This window comes from Paenibacillus sp. J22FR21 (assembly GCF_056269135.1).
In genome coordinates, this window is record NZ_JBWDNJ010000002.1 from 244697 (window position 1) to 269359 (window position 24663).

A 24663-nucleotide genomic window follows, 5' to 3' on the forward strand; every position below is an offset into this window, starting at 1 on the left:
ATTAATAGGAGGGAATACGATGTCGAAGTTTACTTGGGTTGAAAAAGATACGTGCATTGCTTGCGGAGCATGCGGGGCAACGGCACCGGACATTTACGACTACGACGATGAAGGTCTAGCAGAGGTTATTTTCGGCAGCGACGGTAACCACGGCAACACAGAAATCCCATCGGATTTATATGATGATTTGCAAGACGCGGCAGACGGCTGCCCGACGGATTCCATCAAAATCGCAGACACAGCTTTTAACAACTAATTCTGCTAAATATGAACGAAGAATAATCCCATTTCTTGTTTCGACAAGAGGTGGGATTTTTCTTGTTGTTTCGACATGTTTATATTGCCATATCTTCTGAAAGTGAACTAGAATAGAAGGAAGATTACTAGGAAAAATTTACTGATTTTTGCGGAACTAGGGGGAAAATATGCTTAGGCGAAAGTGGTTGATAACAACAGCCGTAGGGCTGCTGATCTGTTTGTTCTGGTCGTTTCTAAGCAGTTTGGGAACAGGCGGCACACTGGGGCAGGTAGAGTCCGTTTTGCAAGATAAGATCATGCAGAAAGCAGATGCGGATCGTGCGCCGAATGTGAACATCAAGCTTATCAAAATCGACCAAGCCTCGCTCGACAATTTAGGACAATTTCCATGGGATCGCGGACTCTATGCACAGCTAATCTCGATGTTAGCTGAAGCGGGTGCCAAAGCAATCGCGCTGGACGTCGTGCTGGCCGAGCCGGGGAATGATCCGGAGAGCGACAAGCTTATGGCGGAGACGATGAAGAAGTACCCCAATGTCATTTTACCTGTCGTATTTAACTTCAAGGCCAGACAAGATGAGGCCGGTGAGCTTGAGACGGAATCGATTTCCTATCCTGCCGAAACGATCGGAGCAGGGGCTGATCAATTAGGACATATCAATGTCCTGCAGGATAAAGACAGTACAGTTCGTAAGCTTACGATCGGTTTGAAGGATGATCAAGGTCATGTGATTCCGGCGTTCAGTGTAAAGTTGGCTAATTATTTGCTGGATCAAGAGCATCAGATCGTATGGAATGAGGACAAGAAAGAATGGTATCGCGGGGAGCAGCGAATTCCGGCGGACAGTCGCAACCAGATCGCCACGGAATTCTACACGGAGCCTCGTGAAGAGATGAGCCTTGCAACAGGGTATGATTCGCAATCCTTCTTCGATGTGCTGTCAGGCAATATTCCAGCTGATTACTATCAAGGTGATGTTGTTCTGATCGGACCATTCGCAGCCGGCTTGCAGGACGAATACTTTACTCCGCTCAGCACGACGCTGAAGATGTACGGGGTTGAGATTCACGCGAACATGATTCAATCGCTGGTTGCCGGTAAATTCTCGACGAAAGCAAGTCCGGTTGTGAACTACGTATTAATCATTCTGCTGACGCTCCTTTCAACACTATTGTTTGAACGGTTTACCGGTGGCAAGGCGTTTGCGGTATATGGATTGCTTGCAGTTGTGCTTATATTGGCATGGATCGAGCTCTATCAGCTGAAATCCTTATTTATTACGTTTACATACCCGTTCTTGGCCTTAACAACGGTCTTTATATGGTCCGTCGTCAATCATTATGTTGCGGAACGAAGAGAACGCAGCCGAGTCACGAATATTTTCGGCCGATTCGTACCGCGAACGGTCGTGGATGAAATGCTCGCATCCGGTGAGGAAGTGACCGTAGGCGGTCAACGCCGCGACATCAGCGTTATATTCGTCGACATTCGCGGATTTACCCCAATGTCGGAGAAGTTGGAGCCGGAGCAGGTCATTCAAGTGCTCAATGAATACTTGGATATATGCACGAAGGCCGTGTTCAACTGGAACGGTACGTTAGATAAGTTTATCGGAGACGGTGTTATGGCCATCTTCGGCGCACCGATTTCGCAACCGAACCATCCTGAGCTCGCTGTTCGTGCGGCACTGGAGATGAAGCGCCAATCGGCCGAGCTCGAGGAACGATGTCTGCGTGAGATCGGTGTTCCCGTTCGTTTCGGCGTCGGTGTAAACAGCGGCCCTGCTGTCGTCGGCAATATCGGCTCTCAGATGCTGCGACTTGACTATACGGCGATAGGGGACACCGTGAATCTGGCGGCGCGACTGGAAGCCAACGCGAAGCCGGGGCAAATTCTGATCAGTGAAGAAACACTCGCTCGGGTGAAAGGGAAGTTCATTACGCAATCCATAGGCGAAGTGAAAGTGAAGGGGAAAGAGCTGCCTGTCCTAGTTACGGAAGTGTTAGGCGAGGCTGATGAACATTCCGAATTGGTTACGACGAATAATGAAGCGATCATGAATGATCAGCTGAAAGGGAGAGTAGGAACATGATCAGCACCAACTACCGCAGGCTGCTCACGATGTTATGCTTGCTGCTCGCGCTCGGGCCGGCATCACTTTTTGCAGGTGCCGGTAAGGCTTCAGCTCAAGTGATGCGCGTAGCCATCGTAAATTCGATGAAAGGTACCGTTACGGTACTTAAATCAGGCGGAGCCAAGCCATTCGCGGCGTTCAAAAACATGAGCTTAAATGAAGGCGACCAAATTGCCACAAGTAATGATGGAAACGTGGTACTCCAGCTGGCGAGCGATGAGGCAGATAAGGATAGCGTTACGATCGGTCCAAGCTCGCAAGTTACATTTACGAAGCTCAAGGAATCCAGTGGCACCAAAACCAAAATGAGTGTGTGGGCGGGCTCGTTGTGGGTGAAAGTGAAATCCGTATCCAATGCGAATGATCAATTTGAAGTGGAAACGCCAACCTCGATCATGGGTGTGCGCGGAACGCAGTTCTTTGTCGGCGTCAATCCGAGAACGGGTTTGACGAGCGTGTTCTTGGCAGCAGGTGTTATTGAGGCGATTACAGGCGGAATTCGACTTGAGGCAGATGGAGAGACGGAGCAAGATGATACCGTCACCTTGTATCCGACTCAGCAGCTTGATGAAGCAAACACTGCGGACGGAGAAGGGCTGATGACATCCGTTTCGATTATGGATATTACAAACTTCATTAATAATGCTTATCCGGACATTATCAAAGCCATCCTTGAGGACGCAGCTAATATTCGCAAGGAGCAAGATGAAATGCTGAAGAAAGCCGAAGACAGTCTAAATGGTCCGGCGAGCAAGGATAATTTCGGGGGAACGATTAAATCAGCTGAGGATCTCCAGGCTGCGACCGATAATCTGACGAACTTGTTGTCGATTATGGCTCGTGAAGCGGTGAATCTGAAGAAGGTCGATTCGTCTGTGATCGATCAGATCAATAAAGATGCCAAAGAGAAGCTGCTGGACCTCGACACTGCCGCAGAGCTGAAGCTCTCTGAAGCGGATAAGCTGAAGCAGAAAACAGCAGAAGAGCTCAAGGAGAAGCAGAAGAAGCTCGGCGAAGCCAAAGAGAAGCAGCTTCAGGAACAGAAGGAAAAACTAGCTGAGGCCGTAAAGAAGGCAAAGGAGCAACAGGCGAAGATAGCCGAAGAGAATCGGAAGGCATTGGACGAGCTTACCAAGAAGCTGGAGCTGCTCTACTTCGAGAAGCTGACTAAGGCCGAGCAGGATAAGTTTAATGCAAGCCGCGGAGAGATCGAGAAAGCGCCGATTAAAGAGGATAACAAAGGCAGCAATAACAGCGGTATTCCAACAACAACAAATGCGCTTGCCAGCTTGAAATTCAGTCAAGCTGCATACGCTACCTCGCCGCTTATTGTTTCGGGTTCTAACGGAGCAGTCGATCTCGAACTTGAGTTTAGCGGTTTTAGCGATTCTCGCAAAATCAAAGGGTATCAGATTGAGATCCAATTTGATTCTTTAGCTGCAACTTTCAATACGAGCAGCTTTGATGGTGGTTCAACTTCGCTGAACTACCGTTCCGGTGGAGGCGGCTTCGTAGTAGAGCCTGAAGGACAGCAAGTATCAGGCGCAAATAGTGTAGACGACTTCCGGATCCTGGAAGGCGAAACCAGCAATACGTTAGTTTATACGGTGGCGAAATTCTCAGGCGATTCGGTTCAAATCATTAATGCCACATCGGTGTTGAAGCTGCCGTTCCTGGTCAGAGCGATACTGCCTGCTAATGAAGAGATTGGCCCAGATACAATGGCAACGCCGGTTCATTTCCGGATCAAGTCCATTACCGCTGTTGATGCAGCCGGTGTTCCGGTGGCAACGGTTAAAGGGCCGGAGTTAACGCTCCAAGTTAAACCCGCCAATAATTAACGTAAGGGGAAAAGCATCTCATGATCAATAAACAGAATACCGCTGCGCTAACGCTTGCCGCGGCAGTGCTGCTTGGTTCATTCAGCGGCAGCGTAAATGCTGCTTCGTCCACGGCTGATACCGTGCTTAGTAATAAACCGCTTTATGAGGTGTATACGGCAGCCGGCACGGGTGCTTCTGAATTGACAAATGGCAAATCCGCCGCTGCAGCATTTCGTGAACCGACCTCACTGCTATACGATTCCGGCGCAGATGCCTTTCTGATTGCAGATTCCCGTAATCAGAATTTGCGTGTTGTGACACCATCGCAGACTGCAACAGCAGCTGGGATATACATCGGAGATGATGAGCTTCACTCACCGATTGGAAGCTTGCTTGATGGTTCCGCGGCAGAAGCTGCATTTAATCGTCCCTCCGGTTTGGCTGAAGATGCGAGCGGTGCCGTGTATGTTGCAGATGCCGAGAACCATGCAATCCGCAAAATTACGAATGAAGGCAAAGTAATAACGATTGCAGGGAATGGAGTTATGGGTTTGGCTGATGGGAATGGTGAAGCAGCTCGCTTCTATCATCCATTGGATGTAGCCGTTACGGGCGATGGTGTCATTTATGTAGCAGATACACTGAATCATGTCATTCGTCAAATTAAAGCAGGTAAAGTGACGACATTGAACGCGGCTTCGGCACGTATTGTCGAGTATTTCCCCGGCGTAGTTGAAGGAGTCGGGGATTATGCGGACGGTCCGCTCAGTAAGGCTAAGTTCAATGAACCGAGCGGCCTTGCTTTAGATGCGAAAGGCAATTTATACGTAAGTGATACAGGCAATAATCGCATTCGTTATATTGATTTCAAAACGCAGACGGTTACAACGGTTGCAGGTGGCATAACGGGTACCGCTGTCAACTATGAAGCCAATGCCCCCTATTCATTAGGCGGGTATGCGGATGGAAAGGCAGCGAGTGCGAAGTTTCAAACACCTCGTGGTTTGACCGTTACGCCTGAGGGCGGCGTGCTTATCGCGGACTCGCTTAATCATGTTATCCGTTATTTGAATCATGGTGTGGTCACAACGGTTGCGGGTACGCCTGGCGAAGAGGGCAGAACCAGCGGAATTGCGGGAAGTGCGACGCTTAATCGGCCGACCGATGTGGTTTGGATGGGACAAGGCGCATTCGCAATTGCCGATGCTGGAAGCAACACGGTAAGAGTTGTGGTACCCTATGCGGTTCCGGAGCAAGTGAAGGCAGATGGAAGCATCCATTTGCTCTATCATCAGAACGTGCTGGACGCCGATGTGGCGCCGATCATCAAGGCTGGAACAACGTTCGTACCGCTTCGAGTGTTAACGGAGAAGCTTGGTTTCAAAGTGAAATATGCAGGCGGGTCGGCTGTTCTGGAGCTTAATGGTGTCAGCTATACGGTGAAGAGCGGTTCAGCTCAAATCATGAAGAAGCGTTCAAGCGGAGCAGCTGAAACATTGACCCTTCGCTCGGCAACATTCACGTCTGACAGCAGATTATTCTTGCCGGTCCGCTTCTTCGCGGAGGAGCTTGGACTTGATGTACAATGGTTATCCGATGCTCAGGCGGTACTGCTGCGTGATAAGAAGTTCTAGGGTAGTTACATTAAAATTTTCACAAAAAAGCTGTGCGGTGCAAACCGTACAGCTTTTTTTGCCGATATAGTAGCTACAACAGTTTGAATAACCGGAGGTTCAGTTTCATGTTCGAGGATCAGAATGATAAATCCTATTTGAAGCGCTACGTACAGAACCATCCAACTAACCGAATGGCGTGGTATCTACTAGGCAAACAATATATGGAAGAAGGCAAGGACAAGAAGGCCAACTACTGTTTTCTGCAGTCGGGCAGCGTGTATGAAGCCTATGAACGCAAGCAGCATGAGCTGGCTCATGATCCGAGCGTTATCCTGGAGCAGTGGAACAAGAAACGAAGGAATAGGCGGCTCTTGTTCCGCATCTCCGTTGCTTCCGTCCTTTTTCTTGGGATTGTACTGGCAGCACCTTTCGGCATGGCTAAAGATGAGGCAGAACAAGATCGCGGCAATGACCATGTAAATCAGGCGGCAACTACTGAGAAGGGGCTCAATGTTTCCTTCATTAAACCAGCAGGGCAGAAAACATTGGGAAATGCACTGGGTACTCTATTATCCGGCGAAGGAAGTACCTCGCAAGCAGGATTAGCGGTTATGCTGCTGCAGGACGGGAAATGGCGCAAATGGACCGGGAAGACGCGGATATTGGCTGAGGCGAAGCGGGACGGGAAAGCTGATGCTGCAGCAGTTCGACTCCTGGACGGTCAAACCTGCGATTGTCAGCCGGGAAATGCATCCGCAGCCTACAAAGCTTACGGCGAGTGGAGCCGTGAGCAAGAAATGCGCTGGACGCTGGCGAGTGCGATTACACACTATCACGAACGAACGAAATCTTGGCCTTCCGGCATGGATGATCTGACCCGCTCTTATCCGAATAATGTCCTGTCCGGAACATCACCGCAGATGAAGAAGCTATTCCCTGGGCTGCTGCAGGCAGCGAAGGAACGATCGGCCGATAAACCCGCAAGTGATGGGGCGAATTCAAGTGGAGGAAAAGCAGGAAGTGGAAGCTCCAATTCCACTTCGGCCTCGCAATCCGCGTCTTCAAGTTCCTCTGAGACGCGACTCTCCGATGAACCATTATCCATTATTGTAGATAAGGACAGTCATCAGCTTGCCGTCGTCTCCGGCGATGTTATTGTACGCAGCTATACAGTGGGTCTAGGTGGGAAGAAGACACCATCAGGTCAGTTCTTCATCAGCGAGAAAGTGAAAAATCCGAATGGTCGCGATGACAGCGAATTTGGCAGTCGGGGCATGACGCTCTCCAATACCCTTTATGCGATTCATGGTACGGATGAACCGGAAAGTATCGGGAAGGATGAGTCGCATGGCTGCGTGCGGATGAACAAGAAGGATCTGGAGGAGCTATATGATCTGGTACCGCTCGGAACTAAAGTAGAAATAAAAAGCGATGTTCTTCCCGGCGCTGCGACTCCGGCTGCTGAGCGTTTCCGCTTGAAGCCGGTGCAGGACGAGACGAACACCGCTGTTGTTTATCGCTGGTTAACCTAGTTATTATCAAGAATTAGCAGTACAGCCATCACGATGACGACAACACTGAAAATTGATCCAATCCAAACGAGCGCCTTCTTATTGATTTGTTCTTTAGGCTTGCTCTTCATAATGGGAGGTCTTTTCTTGGCTTGGCTCACGCGGATCAACCTTTCTTTTACTTTAAATGGGTTTGTACCTATATTGTAATCGTTTTCTTGCCCAGATACAACTACTCCACCGCTTGTAAATAAGAGGCTTGCACGCAGGAAAGCCGCGGCAGGCTCTTTCTTTTTCCCTTCTAACACGTTAAACTGTTCGGTAGAGCTAACACGAAGAACGGAGTGAGTTACGTTGTTGTATTCAAAATTGGCCAAGCCTTATTTCTTCCGAATGGACCCCGAGAAAGCCCATCATATGGTCATTGATGGCCTTCATACCGCAAGCCGTGTACCGGGAATACCGGCACTGATGCGTGGGATGTACGGTGTACCGGAAGCAAAGGAGCTTGAAGTCGATCTGTTTGGCCTGCATTTTGCCCATCCGATTGGACTAGCTGCAGGACTGGATAAGAATGCAAAGGCTGTCGATATGTTTGCCAATATCGGCTTCGGATTTGCAGAGGTAGGAACCGTAACACCCAAAGGGCAGATCGGCAATGATCTCCCGCGTTTGTTCCGGCTGCCTTCCGATGAAGCGCTGATTAACCGAATGGGCTTCAATAATGAAGGTGCAGCTGCGATGGCAGCAAGATTGGCACTGGATACGAACAGACGGATACCGATAGCCGTTAACATTGGCAAGAACAAAACAACACCGAATGAACTGGCTCACGAGGATTACCGTGCTTGCTTGCAAGCCTTATATACATATGGCGACTTCTTTGTCGTCAACATCAGTTCGCCGAACACTCCGGATTTACGGGCACTGCAGCATGGCGATGAATTGCGACTTCTATTATCGACCGTAATGGAAGAAATGGCTGCTCAAGCGAAGAAGAACGGCGGTACTCGCAAGGCGGTTCTGGTCAAAATAGCGCCGGATATGACGGACGAGCAGCTCGGCTATACAGTCGATACGATTAAAGCGAGCGGCGTGAACGGCATTATCGCTACAAATACGACAATTAGCCGCGATGGCCTGCAGCATTCGAATGCTAAGGAAACCGGCGGCCTAAGCGGCAAGCCGTTGAAGGACCGATCGACGGAGGTTATTCGCGAAGTATATCGACAAACCGGCGGCAAACTGCCTATTATTGGTTCAGGCGGCATCTTTACTGCTGCAGATGCATACGATAAAATTCGCGCAGGTGCAAGTCTTGTTGAAATCTATACGGCACTCATTTATCGAGGGCCGGAATTGCTGCGTGAACTTGCGGACGGGCTAAAGGATGCCTTGCGCCGAGATGGATTTAAATCAATTAATGAAGCAGTAGGAGCAGATCATCGGTCTTAGACAGGAGGCGGCCGGATGGACGGTAGAGACTGGGGACTTTTTTTGCAGCCTTACGAGCAAGCGGTAGAAGAATTAAAGGTGAAGCTGAAGACGCTGCGCACCGAACTGAAGAACAGGGAAGCTTATTCGCCGATTGAGTTTGTAACCGGTCGGGTTAAACGAATCTCCAGCATATTGGAGAAGGCGAAGCGGTTGTCGGTGCCAATGGAGAATATCGATACGGGTATTGAAGATATAGCGGGGATCCGCATTATGTGCCAATTCGTCGATGATATTCATCGTGTAGCGTCATTTATTCGGTTACGCAAAGATTTGAAGCTTGTTTATGAGAAGGATTATGTTACGAATTTCAAAGACAGCGGTTATCGAAGCTACCATATGATTGTGGAGTACCCGGTTCAAACGGCAATCGGGCTCAAGCATGTACTGGCTGAGATTCAAATACGGACGCTGGCTATGAATTTCTGGGCGACGATTGAACACTCGCTCAATTATAAATATAAAGAGAGCTTGCCGGATGAAGTGCGCGATCGTCTGAAGAAAGCTGCTGAAGCGGCATCTGTGCTGGATACGGAAATGTCGAGCATTCACAAAGAAATTCTTAACGCTCAGCGGGAGTTTGAAGAGAAATCGAATATGGTATCAAGCGTGCTTAGCGACATTCAGGAGCTCTATTTCTTCCATCGTGTTCGTGAAGCCGTGCAGTTCCAGCTGCGGTTTAACGAGCTGTGGGAGCAGGAAGACGCCTACGGTATCCGGATGCTGTCTGATGAAATTCGTACAGCGATCAATCGGGCGAAGAAAGGCGGCACGAACTAAGTGGGAACGGATCATACGTATGATGAGCGGTTCGTACACTTTGTCGTGTTGTTTAATGTAGACGAGGATTATTTTGAATGCCATGAAGTGATGGAGGAACTGTGGCTCGAGGAGGGCCGCAATGTCCTCTATCAAGGGCTTCTGCAGGCGGCAGTTGGTCTGCACCACTTCCGCAATGACAATTTCTCCGGCGCGGTAAAGCTGTTCACGCAGGCGGAGAATAAGCTTGTCCATTATCCGGACGAGCTGATGGGATTGGACTTAAAGCAGCTTCGGGCTGATATCGCAACCAGTTTGGAACCGCTTCGTACGTGGCTGGAGCAGGGGACTGCGTCTTCCGGCGAGTCACCGCCTGCCTTTTCTCCTTTCCGCCTCGTTGTGCTCGATGCTCAGCTGCGTGAACTTACGAAAGCGCTTGCGGAAATTCCGATTGAAAATCGTCTTCATGGAGAGGATTAATAAATGATTGATGTTCAAGGGTTAACGAAGGTGTACCGCGTTCACGTCAGGCAGCCCGGCTTTGCTGCATCTCTTCGAAGCTTGTGGCACAGGGAATATCGTGAGGTGCGTGCGGTTGACGGAATCGATTTTCATATCCCGGAGGGACAAATTGTTGGTTTTCTTGGGCCGAACGGGGCGGGCAAAACAACGACAATGAAGCTGCTAACAGGTCTTCTGCATCCCACTTCGGGTCAGATCAAAGTAGGCGGCTTTATTCCGTTTCAGCAGCAAAATGCGTTTAAGAAACGAGTGAGCCTCGTTATGGGGCAGAAAAGTCAGCTAATCTGGGATATTCCGGCTTCTGAGACATTTCTGATTCACAAGGAAGTCTACGACATTGCACCTGCAGATTACCGCCGGCGGATTGATTATTTTACGGAAATGCTCGATCTATCGGCGGTGATTGATAAGCCTGTACGGCAGCTGTCACTCGGGGAGAGAATGAAGTGCGAGTTAGTCGCTGCCTTGCTGCATCGGCCTGATCTGGTGTTTCTCGACGAGCCGACGATCGGACTTGATGTGAATATGCAGGAAGCGATGCGCAGGTTCATCGCTTCGTATAACCGCGAATATAAAGCAACGATTCTACTGACCAGCCACTATATGGCAGACGTCTCTGCGTTATGCGAGCGGGTGCTGGTCATTAACCACGGCAAGCTGCTCTATGATGGGGCGATTAGCAAGCTCATCGATCGGTTCTCGCCTTATAAACGGATTGCTCTCGTATTAGGTGATCCGGTAGCGGCTGAAACGGTTGAGGCGGCGGTACATAGCGGCGGTGGAAGGCTAGTATCGTATGCGTACCCGCAGCTCGAAGTGGAAGCGCCGCGAGAGGATGTAACCGGCTTATCCGCTAAGCTGCTCACCTCGCTGCCGGTTGTCGACTTGACGATCGAGGATCCTTCCCTGGAATCGGTCATCGGGATGGCCTATGCCAAAGCTGAAGACCCGCAGCGGCAGGAGCAGGTTCATCTGCCAAAGGAGATTGGTGTATGATGCTTGCGGCAGGGGCTTTCTGGCGTAAGTATGCGGTCGTCTTCAAGGCGGATTGGGCAATTATGATGGCCTATCGCAGTGAGAGTTTGATCTGGATGTTCGGTGCGTTCGTACAGCCGCTCGTAAGCTTGGCGGTATGGACATCACTTAGCGGCAGCGGCTCCATTGCCGGGTACCGGGCATCCGATTATGTGCTCTATTTCTGCGCGGTGCTGGTCGTAGACCGTCTCACGCGATCATGGGATGTCTACGAACTGGATAATGATATCCGGCAAGGCACATTCTCCGGCAAGTTGCTTCGGCCTTTTCATCCGATTCATTGGAGTATAAATGGGAATCTCGTTTACAAAGTATTTTTCGCGGCACTCATGATCCCGTCCTGGCTTGTTCTTGCCCTATTCGTTCCTTCGATGCGTACGACAGTGGGACTTGGGACGTTCGGTCTGGTGCTGCTAGCCATTGCGCTTTCATCGGCATTGCGGTTTCTGATCGGATATATGTTCGGCTTGCTCGCGTTCTGGAGCAATCGAGCAACGGCGGTATATGCCTTATATGAAGGCGTTCATCTGTTTCTATCCGGCCGAATCGCACCTCTGTCCATGTTTCCGGATTGGGTTGCTTATGCGGCCAAATACTTACCTTTTTATGTAACGGTGGCGTTCCCAGTCGATTTGCTTACAGGTCGATTGCAAGGTGAGCCGCAGCAAATCATAGTTGGATTTGCACAGCAGCTAGGCTGGCTCCTCGCATTGCTGCTCTTGTTCCGTGTCATGTGGCGGCAAGGACTTAAACGATACGGCGCGTCGGGAGGATGATGGGGACATGAGGCGAGCTTATCGATTGTTTCGGACATTCTTCCACGCGTGTCTGGCAGAAGAATTTGAGTATCGGGCTAATTTCGCGGCAAACCTAGGCTCCACCTTGTTCTCGCTCGCGATGTCGATACTGACGGTCATATTATTCTTCTACCGTTCGCCTTCGCTTGGGGGTTGGTCCTTTGATGAGGTGCTTGCACTTCTTGGCGTATTCAATGCGCTGCATGGCTTCGTGGAGCTGTTTCTACAGCCGAATATGTCGCGTCTGGTCGCGCATATTCGTCAAGGAACGCTCGACTTCGTCTTGCTGAAGCCTGTAGACAGCCAATTCTTCGTCAGCTTCAGGCATCTCGTGCTGTGGCGTTTCGCCGATATTGGTTTAGGTCTTGGATTGACCGGCTACGCCGTGTGGCGGGTAATGGGTCTTCCCAGCATTGGTGGTGTAGTGATGTTTGGTTTGTTGTTCATAGCGTCTCTTGTCATTATTTATGCACTCTGGACTGGCATGATGGTGATGTCCTTCTGGGCGGTTAAGGTCGATAATTTGGCGTTCTTGTTCGGTTCGTTATTCGAAACATCACGTTATCCAGTCAGCGTTTATAAAGGCGCGCTTCGATTGGCACTCTTGTATGTCATGCCAATCGGACTCGTGACGACGGTTCCGGCTGAGGCATTGATCGGTCGTTTCGATGCCTCACACGCAATTGGCGCGCTGCTGTTGGCAATGGTGTTTCTACTGGCAGCTCGCATGTTATGGAAGCGGGCTTTAAGGGCTTATACGAGCGCCAGCAGTTAAGGTGTATAACTTGAGAATAGTCTCCGTTTGCGGCTGATAGCCGGCGGGGACTATTTTGTTTTGTTCGGAAGCAATGTGGCAGGTATTGGTCAAGCTAGCGGCTTTATTATACAATGGGTGAAGATAAAGCATGTTGGAGGCGTAAAGGGAATGGCGAAACGGATGCGGCTGGATAAGCTGCTGGCTAATATGGGATTTGGAACGCGCAGTGAAATTAGACGAGCTGTGAAGCTTGGCAGAGTGACCGTGGATGGTGCGGTGGTGAAAGATTTTGGCTTGCAGCTTGACCCGGAGGCAGCGGTAGTTCGTTTCGATGATGAAGAAGTCATCTATCGCGAGACGATTTATGTCATGCTGCATAAACCACAAGGAGTCGTATCTGCAACCGAGGACACGCGTGACCGTACCGTTATCGATTTACTGGATCCCGATGATCGGGTTTTGCAGCCTTTTCCGGTAGGACGGCTTGATAAGGATACAGAGGGATTGCTGCTGCTGACAAACGATGGGAAGCTGGCACATGATCTGTTATCCCCTAAGAAGCATGTACCGAAGCTATATGAGGCACTAGTACACGGTGACGTGGATGCGCGTGATCAAGCGGCGTTCGCTGCCGGCGTGACGCTTGACGATGGTTATGAGACAATGCCGGCTGAGCTTGTCATCGGTGAGAAGGAAACGAAGGAAGACGGTGTATACAGCCGGATTACGCTGACTATTCATGAGGGGAAATTTCATCAGGTCAAGCGGATGTTCGAAGCCGTCGGCAAGAAGGTGGTCTATCTTCGGCGCAATGCGATGGGACCGCTGCAGCTCGATCCTGAATTGCCTCTTGGCTCCTATCGTCTGCTTACAGAAGAAGAATTATTGCAGCTGCAATCCGTCCATAAGAAGGCGGATGCATCAGAAGAATAACAAAGACAAAGAGAGGCTGACAACAGGATGGGAAAGATCAACTACGATATTATCGCACTGGATGTTGATGGAACGCTGTTAACGGACAATCATGTACTGACGCCTGCCGTGAGAGAGGCGGTTAGAGAAGCTCACGCGCGAGGCGCAGAAATCGTCTTATGCACAGGCAGGGGGCCGGCTAATGCGCTGCCTGTATTGGATGCACTTGGATTATCGGGTACGATGATTACTCATAATGGTGCTGCGACCATTGACGCGGCGCAGCGTAAAGTGCTGCATCAGTATAGCATTGACGCGTCTGAAGTCGCTCGGTTCCGCGATTATAGCTTGCAAGGCGGCCATCATTTTGACATTAATACCGCGTTTGATATGTTGGTCGAAGGAGTAAGCCCGGAGGCGGCGGAGATGTACCGAAAGTACGAAGCCAAGCCGGTCATGCGCGATCCGAAAGAACCGTTGCCGGATGGACTCGTTAAATTCACATTGTTCGGCGGCATCGAAGATCTCAATCTCATCGAGGCGGAATGGAATGGCTGGGAGCATGGGCTGCAGCATATCCGCAGCGGTGACTATTTCATTGATGTTCAGCACAAAGAAGCGAGCAAAGGAACGGCGCTGCGGAAGCTGGCCGAAGTGCGTGGTGTCGATCCAAGCCGGGTTATGGCAATTGGGAACTATTTCAACGATGTGGGCATGCTGAAGTTTGCGGGACTCGGCGTTGCGGTTGCCAATTCACCTGATGGTGTAAAGGAAGCGGCGGATGTCGTTACTTTATCGAACGAAGAAGATGGCGTTGCCGCAGCATTGCAAACGTATGCGTTCGTATAACATGAAAAACCGTCGAAGGGGTTAAGCCCTTCGACGGTTTTTGCATAACAGATTGTGGCTATATTCCTACAGGATTAGTACATAAACCCGCGGGATACGATGACCAGCAGTATGAAAAGTACCAGGATTACGCCAGCAGAAGTAAAACCTCCGTGCATACCGGACATGCAATTTCCTCCCTTAAAGGTGATTTCCGTTGCCAAATGTTGCAACTTGTGGTTGGTTTTCTTGGCACTCGGTATACAGTATTGTATGAAATCTAAGGCACAGCGATTGGACAGATGCCCGCGTTCTCTCACAATTGGGCATTTGCCGTAGGTAGAATGTCTTTGGTTTAAGACAGCCATACCAGAGACAGATGAAGGCGTTATAATGCCTATAGACGTTTGCGGAATGGTCAAGTATGCTAGGAAAATCAGGTAATAAGTGGGAATGGGAGAAAAAGGTTTAGCTACTAAGAATGAGGAGTGAACATACGATTTGAATACGATTCGTACAGAAAAGCAAGCCGATTATGGAGCAGTACGGCAGGTGAATCTAGAAGCCTTCGACCAGAGGGAATATGAAGCGAAGCTTGTGGAACGAATTCGACTGTCGGAATCGTTTATCGATTCCTTATCCCTAGTTGCCAAATCTGCGCAGGGTATTATTGGCCATGCATTATTCAGTAAAGCTTACATTGTTGTCGGTGATACGAACCATGAAGTCATCGTGCTAGCGCCGATCGCGGTTCTGCCCGCGTTTCAGAAGCAAGGTGTTGGTAAGAAACTGATCGAAGAGGGCTTAACACGCTGCCGTGAGCTTGGATACCCAGGTGTGCTTCTTATTGGACATCCGGAATATTACCCTCGTTTCGGGTTTCGGCCTGCAAGTACTTTCGGACTTGTGCTCAAGCAATTTGAAGTATCGGATGAAGTGTATATGGCAGTAGAATTAACCTATGGAGCATTACAGGTATTACAAGGTGGAGAATTGAGATATCCTGATGCTTTCTTCGAAAACTAGCAGCAACCCGGTATTCATAAACGAGGTGACTTCGCAGTGGTAACTGTAGAGACGGAAGTGCTTATCGACGCACCAATTGAGGTGTGTTTTGACTTAGCGAGAGATATCGATGTACATACCCGTACCGTATGGCAGCATACGAAGGAGAAAGCAGTCGCGGGTGTAACCAGCGGTCCGATCGGGCTAAACGAGACGGTCACCTTCGAAGCTACTCACTTCTTTGTGAGACAGCGTTTGACATCGAAGATTACGGAATTTCGAGCTCCGTATTACTTTGTGGACGAGACGCAGCGCGGCGCTTTCAAGTATTTGCGTCATGAGCATATGCTTGAATCCCAAGAAGGCAAGACGCTTATGAAAGATAGACTAACCTTTGCCGCTCCGCTTGGTCCGCTCGGCTGGGCAGTGGAACGACTCGTATTGAAACGATACATGCGTCGATTCTTGGAGGATCGGAATCTTCAGGTGAAACGTATTGCAGAAGAGCGCAAGGGGTGAACAAAATGAACTTCACGTCCGGATTTGCTGATAACGAAGGTGTACGCATTCATTATTATGATTCAATCAACCAAGCAGACCCGGATTCTGAGCCCCTGCTAATTTGCCCGGGCCTATCGGAAACGGCAGAAGAATATGCGGATTTACTCGCATTTCTGCTGCCCAGACGATGTGTTGTCCTCTCGTTCAGAGGAAGGGGAAATAGCGATACGCCGGAGAGCGGCTATCATTTAGATGAGCATGTGAGTGATATCGAAGCTGTCATACATAAGCTTGATATACAGAAATTCCATCTGTTCGGTCATTCGAGAGGTGTCTCTTATGTGCTTGGCTACGCTGCCGCTCAGAATGAACACCATATTCGTTCATTACTATTAAGCGACTATCCACCGGAGCATCGTCAAATGCCAAGCGGCTGGGCCGACGACTATATCCATAATTATTTGATCCCGTTTCAGCGAACTTCGAATATACGAACAGAAGCGGTGCTGGGCATTCAACGCGAATCCAAGTCTGTCTCCCTCGACTCTCCATCTTTATTGCCGGCACTCATTTTGCGAGGGAAATTAGAAGGATCGCTCATTAACGATTCAGATTTGCAGCGCTATCATGACAAGTTCCAGCATCTTAAAGTCGAGGGATTTCTTCGCTCGGGCCATGATCTTATGGGTACCGAGAGGGACGGTTGTTACTTGGCGATTCGTGGTTTTGTGGATGCACTAGATGCAGTAAAGGGGTAAAATAGGATGCTTACGATTAGATTCGGTAACCGTGGTGACTTGGATGAAGCTGTGAGCTGGGATCGCCATACGCCAGCGCATATCCTGTCATGGAAGCTTGATCACGAGGATATTATTATGGCAGAGCAGTTGAATGGATGTGTAGGCTACATGAAGCTGGAGCATCTATGGTCACAGTTTCCCTATATCGGTTTAATTAAAGTAAAAGAGGAGCTGCGCGGCAATGGAATCGGCATGCAAATGCTCCAATTCGCGCAAGCCCATCTCAAGCAGCAGGGAGCGGCGAAGCTTTATAGCTCTTCGCAAGCCGATGAACCCGCACCGCAAATGTGGCATCGCAAAATGGGCTTTACGGAATGCGGCATTCTGAGCGGCATCAATGATGGCGGCGTTGGCGAACTCTTTTTTGTGAAGGAGCTCTAACGACGGTGAGGGTTATGGAGGCGGTAATGTGAACGTTATTATAGTCATTTTACTCATTTTCATTGTTATCTTGTTAATTGAAATGAATAGCAAACTGCCGAAACGTCCGAAACGTGACCCGGGACAAGAAGTCTTGAAACGGGATCTGCGAGCAAGGAGAAAGCAAGAGCAAGAGGACCATAAATTATAGAGGTGATCCTATGGGCACAGCTTATTCATCCATTCTTCCCGAGCATGCCGAGTTTATCGCGAATCAGAAAATGTTCTTTGTCGGCACTGCCGCCACTGAAGGGCATGTGAATCTATCGCCCAAAGGTCATGATGCCTTTCGCATTTTGTCGCCTAATCAAGTGGCTTATTTGGACTTAACGGGAAGCGGGAACGAGACGAGTGCGCATCTGACGGCTACCGGCCGAATCACCTTTATGTTCGTAGCTTTTGAAGGAAAGCCGCTTATTCTAAGGTTATATGGCACGGGACGTGTTGTTCTTCCAAGCTCCCCGGAGTGGGAGGAGGCATCAGCGCCGTTCCAGCTCTATCCGGGCTATAGGCAAATTATCGTGGCCGATATTGATATTGTGAAAACATCGTGCGGCTTCAGCATTCCGTATTATTCCTATGAAGGCGAACGGGATTTGCTTCTTAAATGGGCGGTCAACCAAGGAGAAGAGAAGCTGGTGCAGTATCGCGCCAACAAGAACAGTACCAGCATGGATGGCTATTTGACACCGATAGGGGTGGAGCTCTCGGCAGATGAAGAGTGATAACAGGAGTATCCAAAGCGATAGTCAGCTACAAGATGAAGTCAGATTGGTTGATGCTGCGCTCGCGGAACAATTGAAGCTGATTTTGCGCGGGAACGAATCCTTGATGCGTGATCTTCAGCTCGTTTCGAGCTTGCAGCTTCCTCAAAGTTACATTGCAGCAGGTTACCTGCGTAATTTGGTTTGGGATTATCTGCATGAATATCCTTATCGGGCGACACATGACGATATTGATGTCGTCTACTTTGATCCAGAGCATCTCGATGAAGAGAAGGATCGCGAAATCGAGCGCCAATTAGTGAGCAGCACCGGTAATCCGAAATGGTCGGTCAAGAACCAAGCCAGAATGCATATTCGCAATGGTATTGAACCATATCTCTCAACTGAGGACGCGCTCATGCGCTGGCCGGAAACGGTCACTTCTATTGGCGCACAGCTGAATAATCGCGGTCAATTGGAGCTGTGCTGCCCGAATGGTTTATCCGATCTATTCAAGATGCAGGTGAGGCGAAGTCCCTATTTTGAAGATCATGCCTATTACTTGGAGCGTATTGAGCGGAAAGCATGGCGCACGCTATGGCCGAAGATAATCGTTGTAGATTGAGATAAATGGGAATCGGATGCTCAGAAGGTATGATTTTCGGTTACAATAAGAATAACTTTTAATATATACATCCAGATAGATACAGGGGTCTTACCAAATGAGCATGGTGATGAAAGGGATTATGATCGGATTATCGATTGCGGCTCCGGTTGGACCAATCGGCATCTTGTGCATGAAGAGAACGATTAATCAAGGGCGCCTGTATGGTGCGGTTGCCGGCTTGGGAGCGGCGACAGCCGATGGCATTTATGGGCTGATTGCTGCTTTCGGATTCGATGCGATTACTAGCGGGTTAGTCGCGCAGCAGATGTGGATTCGATTGATTGGCGGGTTATTTCTCTGTTATTTGGGGTATCAATCCTTACGAGCAAGTGCGGCGGATGCCAATGTGGAACCGCGAATGAGTCGCAATGCTACGGCTGCTTACATCACGACCTTCTTGCTAACCATTACGAATCCAATGACGATTTTGTCGTTCCTTGGAATTTTTGCAGGGCTCAACATCATGCAGTCTTCAACCGCGGACTCAGTAACACTTGTACTCGGGGTGTTTGCGGGCTCCATGCTTTGGTGGTTGTTGTTAAGTGCGATGATCGGCGCTATCAGACAAACGTTGAATGCTCGCGGGATGCGTGTGATTAATCGAATCTCGGCATTCATTCTACTGGCATTCGGGGTATATTCACTTTATCAGGTGTTCTCGTCGTAAGATTACGACACTTTCCATGTAAGCGAACAAAGCAACCCGAGGGATGATGGACGAATGAACAAACGAACTGTAACACTGCGGACTAAACACCTTATGCTGCGGATGATTGACGAATCCGACATGACGAAGGTCTATGATTTTGTCATGCGGAATAAAGAAGCGCTGATCCCGTGGGAACCAGCCAGAAGTGACGAATACTATACAATGGAGTTTCAGCAACAGCTTGTACAAAGCGATATGCAAAGCATTCATAACGGACAAAGCGTAAAGTTCTGGATATGCTTGAATGATCAGCCGCATGGGAATCTCATCGGGACCGTCACGCTTAACAATATCGTCAGAGGGGCATTCCAATCCTGTCACCTAGGGTATCGGATGGACATTGCGGAACGCAGTAAGGGGTATATGAAAGAAGCGCTGGCCCATACGATTTCGTATGCATGGGAAGAGTTGAATTTACACCGCATCGAGGCGAACATTATGCCGCGCAATGCCGCTTCTCTCAAAGTAGTGGAACAGCTTGGTTTCAAGCATGAAGGGCTGGCGAAGGATTACCTCCGAATAAACGGGGAATGGGAGGACCATATTCATATGGTGCTGCTTAATCCTTACTGGGAGGAGCAATAACGGTTGTGCGAGAATGCAACTTAAGGGCATTCCAGTTGCAGCGGATTTCATGGTAAAATAGATTGCGTGTCTAAGTTGGATATATAGGAAGCGAAGGTATCGTAGAAATGCTCTCACTGATGAAATCTATGCATGAACATATAGCACGCGAGCTTGCGGTTCTGAACTCTAATCCGTATTTTAATGTCATTTCCAAAGATAAAGAACAGCTGACGGTTGAAGACATTGCTGCTGAGTTGAAGGATGCCGAAGATGTCGGGGCTGAGCGATATATCATTCGCGAGCAAGGAAACGATATTGGTATTCTTGAGTTTCTCATGAACAACCCTAAGGATTCCTGCACGTGGATCGGCTTGCTAGTTATTCATGGATCATACCAAGGGCGCGGTTATGGGAATGCAGCACTGGCTCTATTCGATTCCATTATGCGCGAACGCGGCGTGACTTCACACAGGCTGGGTGTATTGGCTTCGAATGCGGCGGCTCATGCTTTCTGGCAGCGTAATGGCTGCATACAAGTCAAACCTGCAGTGCTGCCTGATGGTAAAGACATTATGATTTATGAACGAACCGTCGATTGAGATGGATAACCAAGAAATTAGAAGACGGGAGCACACATGACATGTACAGAACGGCGACGCTTTGCTTGCTGCTAAGCTTTCTTCTGCTGCTTAGTGCCTGTACAGCCAAAGACGAACCTGATAATGATCAAGGCCCGGTTACCGGAGAACCAATCGACTATCAAGAGACCGGCGCCAATCGCGTCATGAACGCCTATGAGGAATCGATGGTCGAAGCTATCAATAAGAATCGGTTTTCCTTGGTGGAAGGATTGCTGGACCCGGCCGGACCCCTCTATAAACAGCAAGAAAGTCTGGTAAGGCGACTAAGCGATAAGAATATTAAAGAAAAGCTCATTCGTTATCAAATTAAGAATATCCAGAAGATCAACGGTGAATTCAAGTTTTATATTATCGAGAAAATAGGCATCTACTATTCGGATGGCCGCTCCTCTATTAATGAGTACAATTGGATCTACACGGTCACTGAGAACATAAGCAATAAGTCGTACAAGGTTTACAGTATAGAACGATGGGAATAGAGTGCCATTCATTAGGCGGGCAGGCGACGGCTCCAACCGAGCGGTATGCCTGCCTTCCTTGCAACTAAATACGAATGAACCTACGAGGTGCAACTATCATGAGAGAACTAGCGTTTGAGAATTATACGGACCAATATTTGGAACAAGTGCGCAGGACGTACAATTATTTTGTGGAACATACAACGGTTTCGTTCGATATGCTTCCTTATTCTTCGGAGCAGATGAAACAGTTGATCGAGCCGACGGCTGATATCTACCGTTCTTATATCGTGAAACTGAATGGGCAATACGCCGGTTATGCTCTGCTCACGCAGCATAAGAAGCGACCGGCATTTCATGTAACCGCGGATGTAACGATCTATCTTGATCCGGATTATACCGGTAAAGGGATTGGCCGAGAAGCAATGGCGTTTATTGAAAGTGTTGCGAGGGAGTTGAAATTCCATTCCTTGGTAGCCCTGATCTGTACCGAGAATGACAGCAGTATGGCGTTGTTTAAGAAGTTAGGCTACGAGCAAGTCGCGTGTTATAAAGAAATTGCTTACAAATTCGACCGCTGGCTCGACTTGGCGTCCTTCCAGAAGATATTGAGATAACTCGTGTCTTGAAAATGATAGATATAGGCGGGATGTTGTATGATACTTGGCAATCGAATGAGCATCGCAGGCAGGCTGGTGTTTATAGCCGCTATCCTCTTAATAGCCGCGGGCTGCAGCGACAGATCAAAGCAGCTGGAGCTCCAGGTGGCTTCACAACAGAAGCAGCTTTCGGAATTGCAGGAATCAAACAACAAGCTCGCTGCCCGGCTGAAGGAGTCGGAAGGTGAAATTGCAGCGTTAGCGAAGGAGAAGGATCAGCTATCCGCGCAGACGAAGGAACTTACCGCGCAAGCAGAACGGCTTACCGATGAAGGTGAACAAGCAGCTTTGGTTGATAAGAGAATTCCAGCTGACGCCGTTGCGGTTCTATTCGATTTCATACATACGGTTCAATTAAAGCCGGAAGCAACAGATAAAGTATGGGGCGATTATTTTGCCGATCGCGTGAGAACCATGTGGTTTATCGAAACCATCCTATCACAACCGGAGCTCTCGTATACCAAGCTAATGTTTCAAGGAGAGACGATCTACAAGAAGCCGGGCAAAACAAATCGCATCATCATTGTGAATGCGATCAAGGCAGATGAACGAGTTCACGCCTACGTCCTGTCGAATGTGAATCAAGCCGGTTGGAAGATTGACGATGTCGATTAATGGGACGGATCTTAGGGTGAAGAAGCTGATTGGCCTTATAACTCTACTCTATTTATTGCTGCTCTTGTATTGGATGTTTATCGGCTTTGGCCGTTCAGGAACTCCGTGGTCCGGCTACCGCTACAATCTTGTTCCGATGCGTACAATAAGACTGTATTTCGATCATGCGGACTGTTTTACGCCTACCCACTGGCTCGTTAATATCGTAGGCAATGTGGCGGTGTTTGTCCCATTCGGACTTTCCATACCGTATTTATACCGTGTTCGAATTTTACGGTTAACATTGCTCAGCATCGCAGCGTTGTTCATACTTGAGCTGCTGCAGCTGCTTCTTCATCGAGGAAGCTTCGACATTGACGATATTCTGTTAAATACGGTAGGAGTGCTTGTCGGGGCGGGATTCTACAGCATGATTCGAAGGCGGGTGAATTAGCCGTGTATAAAGCGATTTTGTTCGATTTGGACCAAACCCTTCTGGACTATAACACCAGCGAATTCGAGTCGATGCAGAACACGATCATGCATCATCGGCTCTCTGAGCTTGCCGGATTTGAATGGGAACGATTCTGCAGTTTGTATGCTTCGATTAATTGGACGTATTGGATCGAGCGCATGGAGCGAAAACTTCATATCTCGCAAGTGCTGACCTATTCCTTTCGCGATACGCTCGTGCAAATGGGTCATGACGACACCATGTCGATAGATTTGGCTCAGACGTATTGGGAGTTCTTCTGCTCCAACTGTCACCTCATGGATGGAACGGTAGAACTGCTCTCCACGCTGCACGGCCGTTATCCGCTCGGTGTCATTTCTAACGGAGTTGGCGAAGCGCAGCGAAGACGGCTGCTTGCAGGCGGCCTCGCGCACTTCTTTGACCATCTGTTCATCTCGGATGAAGTGGAATGCCGTAAGCCGGAGCGGCAAATATTTGATCTGGCCATTGAAGCGCTTGGTGTGAACCGGCAGCAGGTGCTGTTTGTCGGTGATTCATTAACCGATGATTACATAGGCGCGCAGAATGCTGGCATCGATTTCTGTTACTTCAATCCCGCAAGAGGATCAGTGGATAAGGAGATCCGACCGACTTTTACCATTCATTCCTTATCTGAGCTGAATGCGCTATTAGCAGTACCAAACGAGTAGTAGAGAGAGAGGAAGAGGACAGTCATGAAATTCAGACCTTGTATTGATTTGCATCATGGCAAAGTAAAACAAATCGTCGGAGAAACGCTCGGAGCAAGCAATAAGCAGGTTGTCGAGAACTTTGTATCCGAGCATGATTCGGACTATTATGCAGCGATGTTTAAACGCGATAAGCTGACCGGCGGTCATGTAATTATGCTTGGCGGCGGCAACGAGGAAGAGGCTGTATCCGCATTGCGCGCTTATCCAGGGGGATTGCAGATCGGCGGGGGCATTCATGCTGAGAATGCAGCTCAATACTTGGAAGCAGGGGCTACTCACGTCATCGTGACCTCGTATATATTCCGAGACGGAGAGCTCGATATGAACAATTTACAGCGAATCGTCTCGGAAGTAGGCAAAGAGCGGCTGGTTATTGATTTAAGCTGCAAGAAGCGGGATGACGAATGGTTTGTCGTAACCAATCAGTGGAAGACGTTCAGCGAATTCCGCGTCAATGAAGCGCATCTTCGCGAGCTGGCGGAGTATTGCGACGAATACTTGGTCCATGCGGTAGATGTTGAAGGTAAACGTACAGGTATTTTGGCAGACTTGGCGCAGCAGCTTGCAAGCTGGGTGACCATTCCTACGACGTATGCCGGTGGAGCCAGGTCCTTTGAGGATTTGGAGCTGTTCCGTTCGCTTACTTCGGGCAAGCTTGATATTACAATCGGCAGTGCACTTGATATTTTTGGCGGTAATTTATCGTACGATGAAGTTGTAACCTTCTGCGGGAATCACTCGTAAAAGAGGTATGTTCTTACAAGTGAGGAGAGGGTGATCAAATGGGTTCGATGGATCCTTTTACGGCAGGCGATCGTATGTTCAGCTTTATGAGTATTATTTTTCCGTTGATGTTTCTACTTGTGTTTGGTTTGATCATCTACGGCGTCATTGCCTCTATTCGTCAATCGCAGCGCAATAACAAGCAGCCGATCTTGACCGTTCAAGCGAATATCGTCAATAAACGGACGAATGTGAGAAGCAGTTCAACCCATCATCACAACAACGATGGCATTATCAATCACTCATCCAGCACGAGCACGGACTACTACATTACTTTCCAAGTGGAGAGCGGCGATCGCATGGAGTTCGAAGTGAGCGGCCAAGAATCCGGTTTGCTGGCTGAAGGTGACTCTGGCAGGCTGACCTTTCAAGGTACCCGGTACCTGGGATTTCAACGCTAATACAGGCATGATGTAACGATATCAATTGATTAAGCTCGAACCTCTCATAGGAGGTTCGGGCTTTTTTGGATTCGCGGGTCGCATACTAACACTTTCCAAAT

At 49.0% G+C, this 24663-nt stretch carries 32 protein-coding genes; 30 read left to right on the forward strand and 2 right to left on the reverse strand.

Translation table 11 applies throughout. The annotated features are described in order from the left end of the window. Window positions 1-19: 19 nt before the first annotated feature. The 5 genes from AC0YNS_RS06920 to AC0YNS_RS06940 all read left to right on the forward strand — a co-directional run bounded on the left by AC0YNS_RS06920 (window position 20) and on the right by AC0YNS_RS06940 (window position 7364). Window positions 20-256, forward strand: a complete 237-nt coding sequence (locus AC0YNS_RS06920) for a ferredoxin (RefSeq protein WP_090572928.1) — start codon at window positions 20-22, stop codon at window positions 254-256. Window positions 257-425: 169 nt separating this feature from the next. Then, complete coding sequence (locus tag AC0YNS_RS06925) at window positions 426-2351, forward strand: CHASE2 domain-containing protein (RefSeq protein WP_475780294.1); 1926 nt, start codon at window positions 426-428, stop codon at window positions 2349-2351. Beyond that, complete coding sequence (locus AC0YNS_RS06930; protein WP_475780295.1) at window positions 2348-4234, forward strand: FecR family protein; 1887 nt, start codon at window positions 2348-2350, stop codon at window positions 4232-4234. The genes AC0YNS_RS06925 and AC0YNS_RS06930 overlap by 4 nt, the downstream gene beginning before the upstream one ends. Window positions 4235-4254: 20 nt before the next feature. Continuing rightward, complete coding sequence (locus tag AC0YNS_RS06935; RefSeq protein ID WP_475780296.1) at window positions 4255-5850, forward strand: NHL domain-containing protein; 1596 nt, start codon at window positions 4255-4257, stop codon at window positions 5848-5850. A gap of 107 nt (window positions 5851-5957) precedes the next feature. Further along, window positions 5958-7364 (forward strand): L,D-transpeptidase, encoded by a 1407-nt coding sequence (locus AC0YNS_RS06940; protein WP_475780297.1) that lies wholly within the window; start codon window positions 5958-5960, stop codon window positions 7362-7364. Here the strand turns inward: AC0YNS_RS06940 and AC0YNS_RS06945 are convergent. Further along, window positions 7361-7720 (reverse strand): hypothetical protein, encoded by a 360-nt coding sequence (locus AC0YNS_RS06945; RefSeq protein WP_475780298.1) that lies wholly within the window; start codon window positions 7718-7720, stop codon window positions 7361-7363. The genes AC0YNS_RS06940 and AC0YNS_RS06945 overlap by 4 nt on opposite strands. Here AC0YNS_RS06945 and AC0YNS_RS06950 point away from each other — a divergent pair. From AC0YNS_RS06950 to AC0YNS_RS06985, 8 genes are all read left to right on the forward strand, one after another. Beyond that, window positions 7698-8798, forward strand: a complete 1101-nt coding sequence (locus tag AC0YNS_RS06950) for a quinone-dependent dihydroorotate dehydrogenase (protein WP_475780299.1) — start codon at window positions 7698-7700, stop codon at window positions 8796-8798. The genes AC0YNS_RS06945 and AC0YNS_RS06950 overlap by 23 nt on opposite strands. 15 nt (window positions 8799-8813) lie before the next feature. After that, window positions 8814-9617, forward strand: coding sequence for a GTP diphosphokinase (gene yjbM / locus AC0YNS_RS06955; protein WP_475780300.1), 804 nt, complete (start codon window positions 8814-8816; stop codon window positions 9615-9617). Beyond that, window positions 9618-10076, forward strand: a complete 459-nt coding sequence (locus AC0YNS_RS06960; RefSeq protein WP_475780301.1) for a DUF309 domain-containing protein — start codon at window positions 9618-9620, stop codon at window positions 10074-10076. A gap of 3 nt (window positions 10077-10079) precedes the next feature. Continuing rightward, a complete protein-coding gene (locus AC0YNS_RS06965) occupies window positions 10080-11114 on the forward strand; it encodes an ABC transporter ATP-binding protein (RefSeq protein ID WP_475780302.1) in 1035 nt (344 codons plus the stop codon). Next, complete coding sequence (locus AC0YNS_RS06970; RefSeq protein ID WP_475780303.1) at window positions 11111-11929, forward strand: ABC transporter permease; 819 nt, start codon at window positions 11111-11113, stop codon at window positions 11927-11929. The genes AC0YNS_RS06965 and AC0YNS_RS06970 overlap by 4 nt, the downstream gene beginning before the upstream one ends. Before the next feature lie 7 nt (window positions 11930-11936). Then, window positions 11937-12725 carry an ABC transporter permease gene (locus AC0YNS_RS06975; protein ID WP_475780304.1) on the forward strand — a complete coding sequence of 263 codons (789 nt, stop codon included), beginning with the start codon at window positions 11937-11939 and terminating at the stop codon, window positions 12723-12725. 150 nt (window positions 12726-12875) lie between these two features. After that, window positions 12876-13640 (forward strand): pseudouridine synthase, encoded by a 765-nt coding sequence (locus tag AC0YNS_RS06980; RefSeq protein WP_475780305.1) that lies wholly within the window; start codon window positions 12876-12878, stop codon window positions 13638-13640. Window positions 13641-13667: 27 nt separating this feature from the next. Further along, on the forward strand, window positions 13668-14468 hold the full coding sequence (locus AC0YNS_RS06985; protein WP_475780306.1) for a Cof-type HAD-IIB family hydrolase: 801 nt from the start codon (window positions 13668-13670) through the stop codon (window positions 14466-14468). 74 nt (window positions 14469-14542) lie between these two features. Here the strand turns inward: AC0YNS_RS06985 and AC0YNS_RS06990 are convergent, their stop codons facing one another. After that, window positions 14543-14635 (reverse strand): sporulation protein YjcZ, encoded by a 93-nt coding sequence (locus tag AC0YNS_RS06990; protein WP_090977881.1) that lies wholly within the window; start codon window positions 14633-14635, stop codon window positions 14543-14545. Window positions 14636-14948: 313 nt separating this feature from the next. On the opposite strand from AC0YNS_RS06990, the gene AC0YNS_RS06995 reads away from it, so the two are divergent. The 17 genes from AC0YNS_RS06995 (at window position 14949) to AC0YNS_RS07075 (ending at window position 24562) form a co-directional block, all read left to right on the forward strand. Next, on the forward strand, window positions 14949-15473 hold the full coding sequence (locus AC0YNS_RS06995; RefSeq protein WP_475780307.1) for a GNAT family N-acetyltransferase: 525 nt from the start codon (window positions 14949-14951) through the stop codon (window positions 15471-15473). 36 nt (window positions 15474-15509) lie between these two features. Next, entirely contained in the window at window positions 15510-15971 is a 462-nt protein-coding gene (locus tag AC0YNS_RS07000; protein WP_475780308.1) for an SRPBCC family protein, read from the forward strand. 5 nt (window positions 15972-15976) lie between these two features. Next, window positions 15977-16711: an alpha/beta fold hydrolase gene (locus tag AC0YNS_RS07005; protein WP_475780995.1), complete on the forward strand. Its 735-nt coding sequence runs from the start codon at window positions 15977-15979 to the stop codon at window positions 16709-16711. A 6-nt stretch (window positions 16712-16717) separates the two neighbouring features. Next, on the forward strand, window positions 16718-17134 hold the full coding sequence (locus tag AC0YNS_RS07010; protein ID WP_475780309.1) for a GNAT family N-acetyltransferase: 417 nt from the start codon (window positions 16718-16720) through the stop codon (window positions 17132-17134). 28 nt (window positions 17135-17162) lie between these two features. Continuing rightward, entirely contained in the window at window positions 17163-17324 is a 162-nt protein-coding gene (locus AC0YNS_RS07015; protein ID WP_475780310.1) for a hypothetical protein, read from the forward strand. Between the two features lie 10 nt (window positions 17325-17334). Further along, on the forward strand, window positions 17335-17898 hold the full coding sequence (locus AC0YNS_RS07020) for a pyridoxamine 5'-phosphate oxidase family protein (RefSeq protein WP_475780311.1): 564 nt from the start codon (window positions 17335-17337) through the stop codon (window positions 17896-17898). Further along, entirely contained in the window at window positions 17888-18502 is a 615-nt protein-coding gene (locus tag AC0YNS_RS07025) for a nucleotidyltransferase family protein (RefSeq protein WP_475780312.1), read from the forward strand. The genes AC0YNS_RS07020 and AC0YNS_RS07025 overlap by 11 nt, the downstream gene beginning before the upstream one ends. Window positions 18503-18599: 97 nt before the next feature. Beyond that, window positions 18600-19211: a LysE family translocator gene (locus AC0YNS_RS07030; protein WP_475780313.1), complete on the forward strand. Its 612-nt coding sequence runs from the start codon at window positions 18600-18602 to the stop codon at window positions 19209-19211. A gap of 54 nt (window positions 19212-19265) precedes the next feature. Continuing rightward, entirely contained in the window at window positions 19266-19838 is a 573-nt protein-coding gene (locus AC0YNS_RS07035) for a GNAT family N-acetyltransferase (RefSeq protein ID WP_475780314.1), read from the forward strand. 128 nt (window positions 19839-19966) lie between these two features. Then, window positions 19967-20419, forward strand: coding sequence for a GNAT family N-acetyltransferase (locus tag AC0YNS_RS07040; protein ID WP_475780315.1), 453 nt, complete (start codon window positions 19967-19969; stop codon window positions 20417-20419). 41 nt (window positions 20420-20460) lie between these two features. Further along, window positions 20461-20940 (forward strand): TcaA NTF2-like domain-containing protein, encoded by a 480-nt coding sequence (locus tag AC0YNS_RS07045; protein ID WP_475780316.1) that lies wholly within the window; start codon window positions 20461-20463, stop codon window positions 20938-20940. 98 nt (window positions 20941-21038) lie between these two features. Then, entirely contained in the window at window positions 21039-21536 is a 498-nt protein-coding gene (locus tag AC0YNS_RS07050; RefSeq protein WP_475780317.1) for an N-acetyltransferase family protein, read from the forward strand. 39 nt (window positions 21537-21575) lie between these two features. Then, window positions 21576-22193, forward strand: a complete 618-nt coding sequence (locus tag AC0YNS_RS07055; RefSeq protein ID WP_475780318.1) for a hypothetical protein — start codon at window positions 21576-21578, stop codon at window positions 22191-22193. Beyond that, entirely contained in the window at window positions 22183-22626 is a 444-nt protein-coding gene (locus AC0YNS_RS07060; RefSeq protein ID WP_475780319.1) for a VanZ family protein, read from the forward strand. The genes AC0YNS_RS07055 and AC0YNS_RS07060 overlap by 11 nt, the downstream gene beginning before the upstream one ends. Before the next feature lie 2 nt (window positions 22627-22628). Next, window positions 22629-23336: a YjjG family noncanonical pyrimidine nucleotidase gene (locus AC0YNS_RS07065; protein ID WP_475780320.1), complete on the forward strand. Its 708-nt coding sequence runs from the start codon at window positions 22629-22631 to the stop codon at window positions 23334-23336. Window positions 23337-23360: 24 nt separating this feature from the next. Next, window positions 23361-24122, forward strand: coding sequence for a phosphoribosylformimino-5-aminoimidazole carboxamide ribotide isomerase (hisA, locus tag AC0YNS_RS07070; RefSeq protein ID WP_475780321.1), 762 nt, complete (start codon window positions 23361-23363; stop codon window positions 24120-24122). Between the two features lie 38 nt (window positions 24123-24160). Continuing rightward, entirely contained in the window at window positions 24161-24562 is a 402-nt protein-coding gene (locus AC0YNS_RS07075) for a DUF2500 domain-containing protein (protein WP_475780322.1), read from the forward strand. Window positions 24563-24663: the final 101 nt, after the last annotated feature.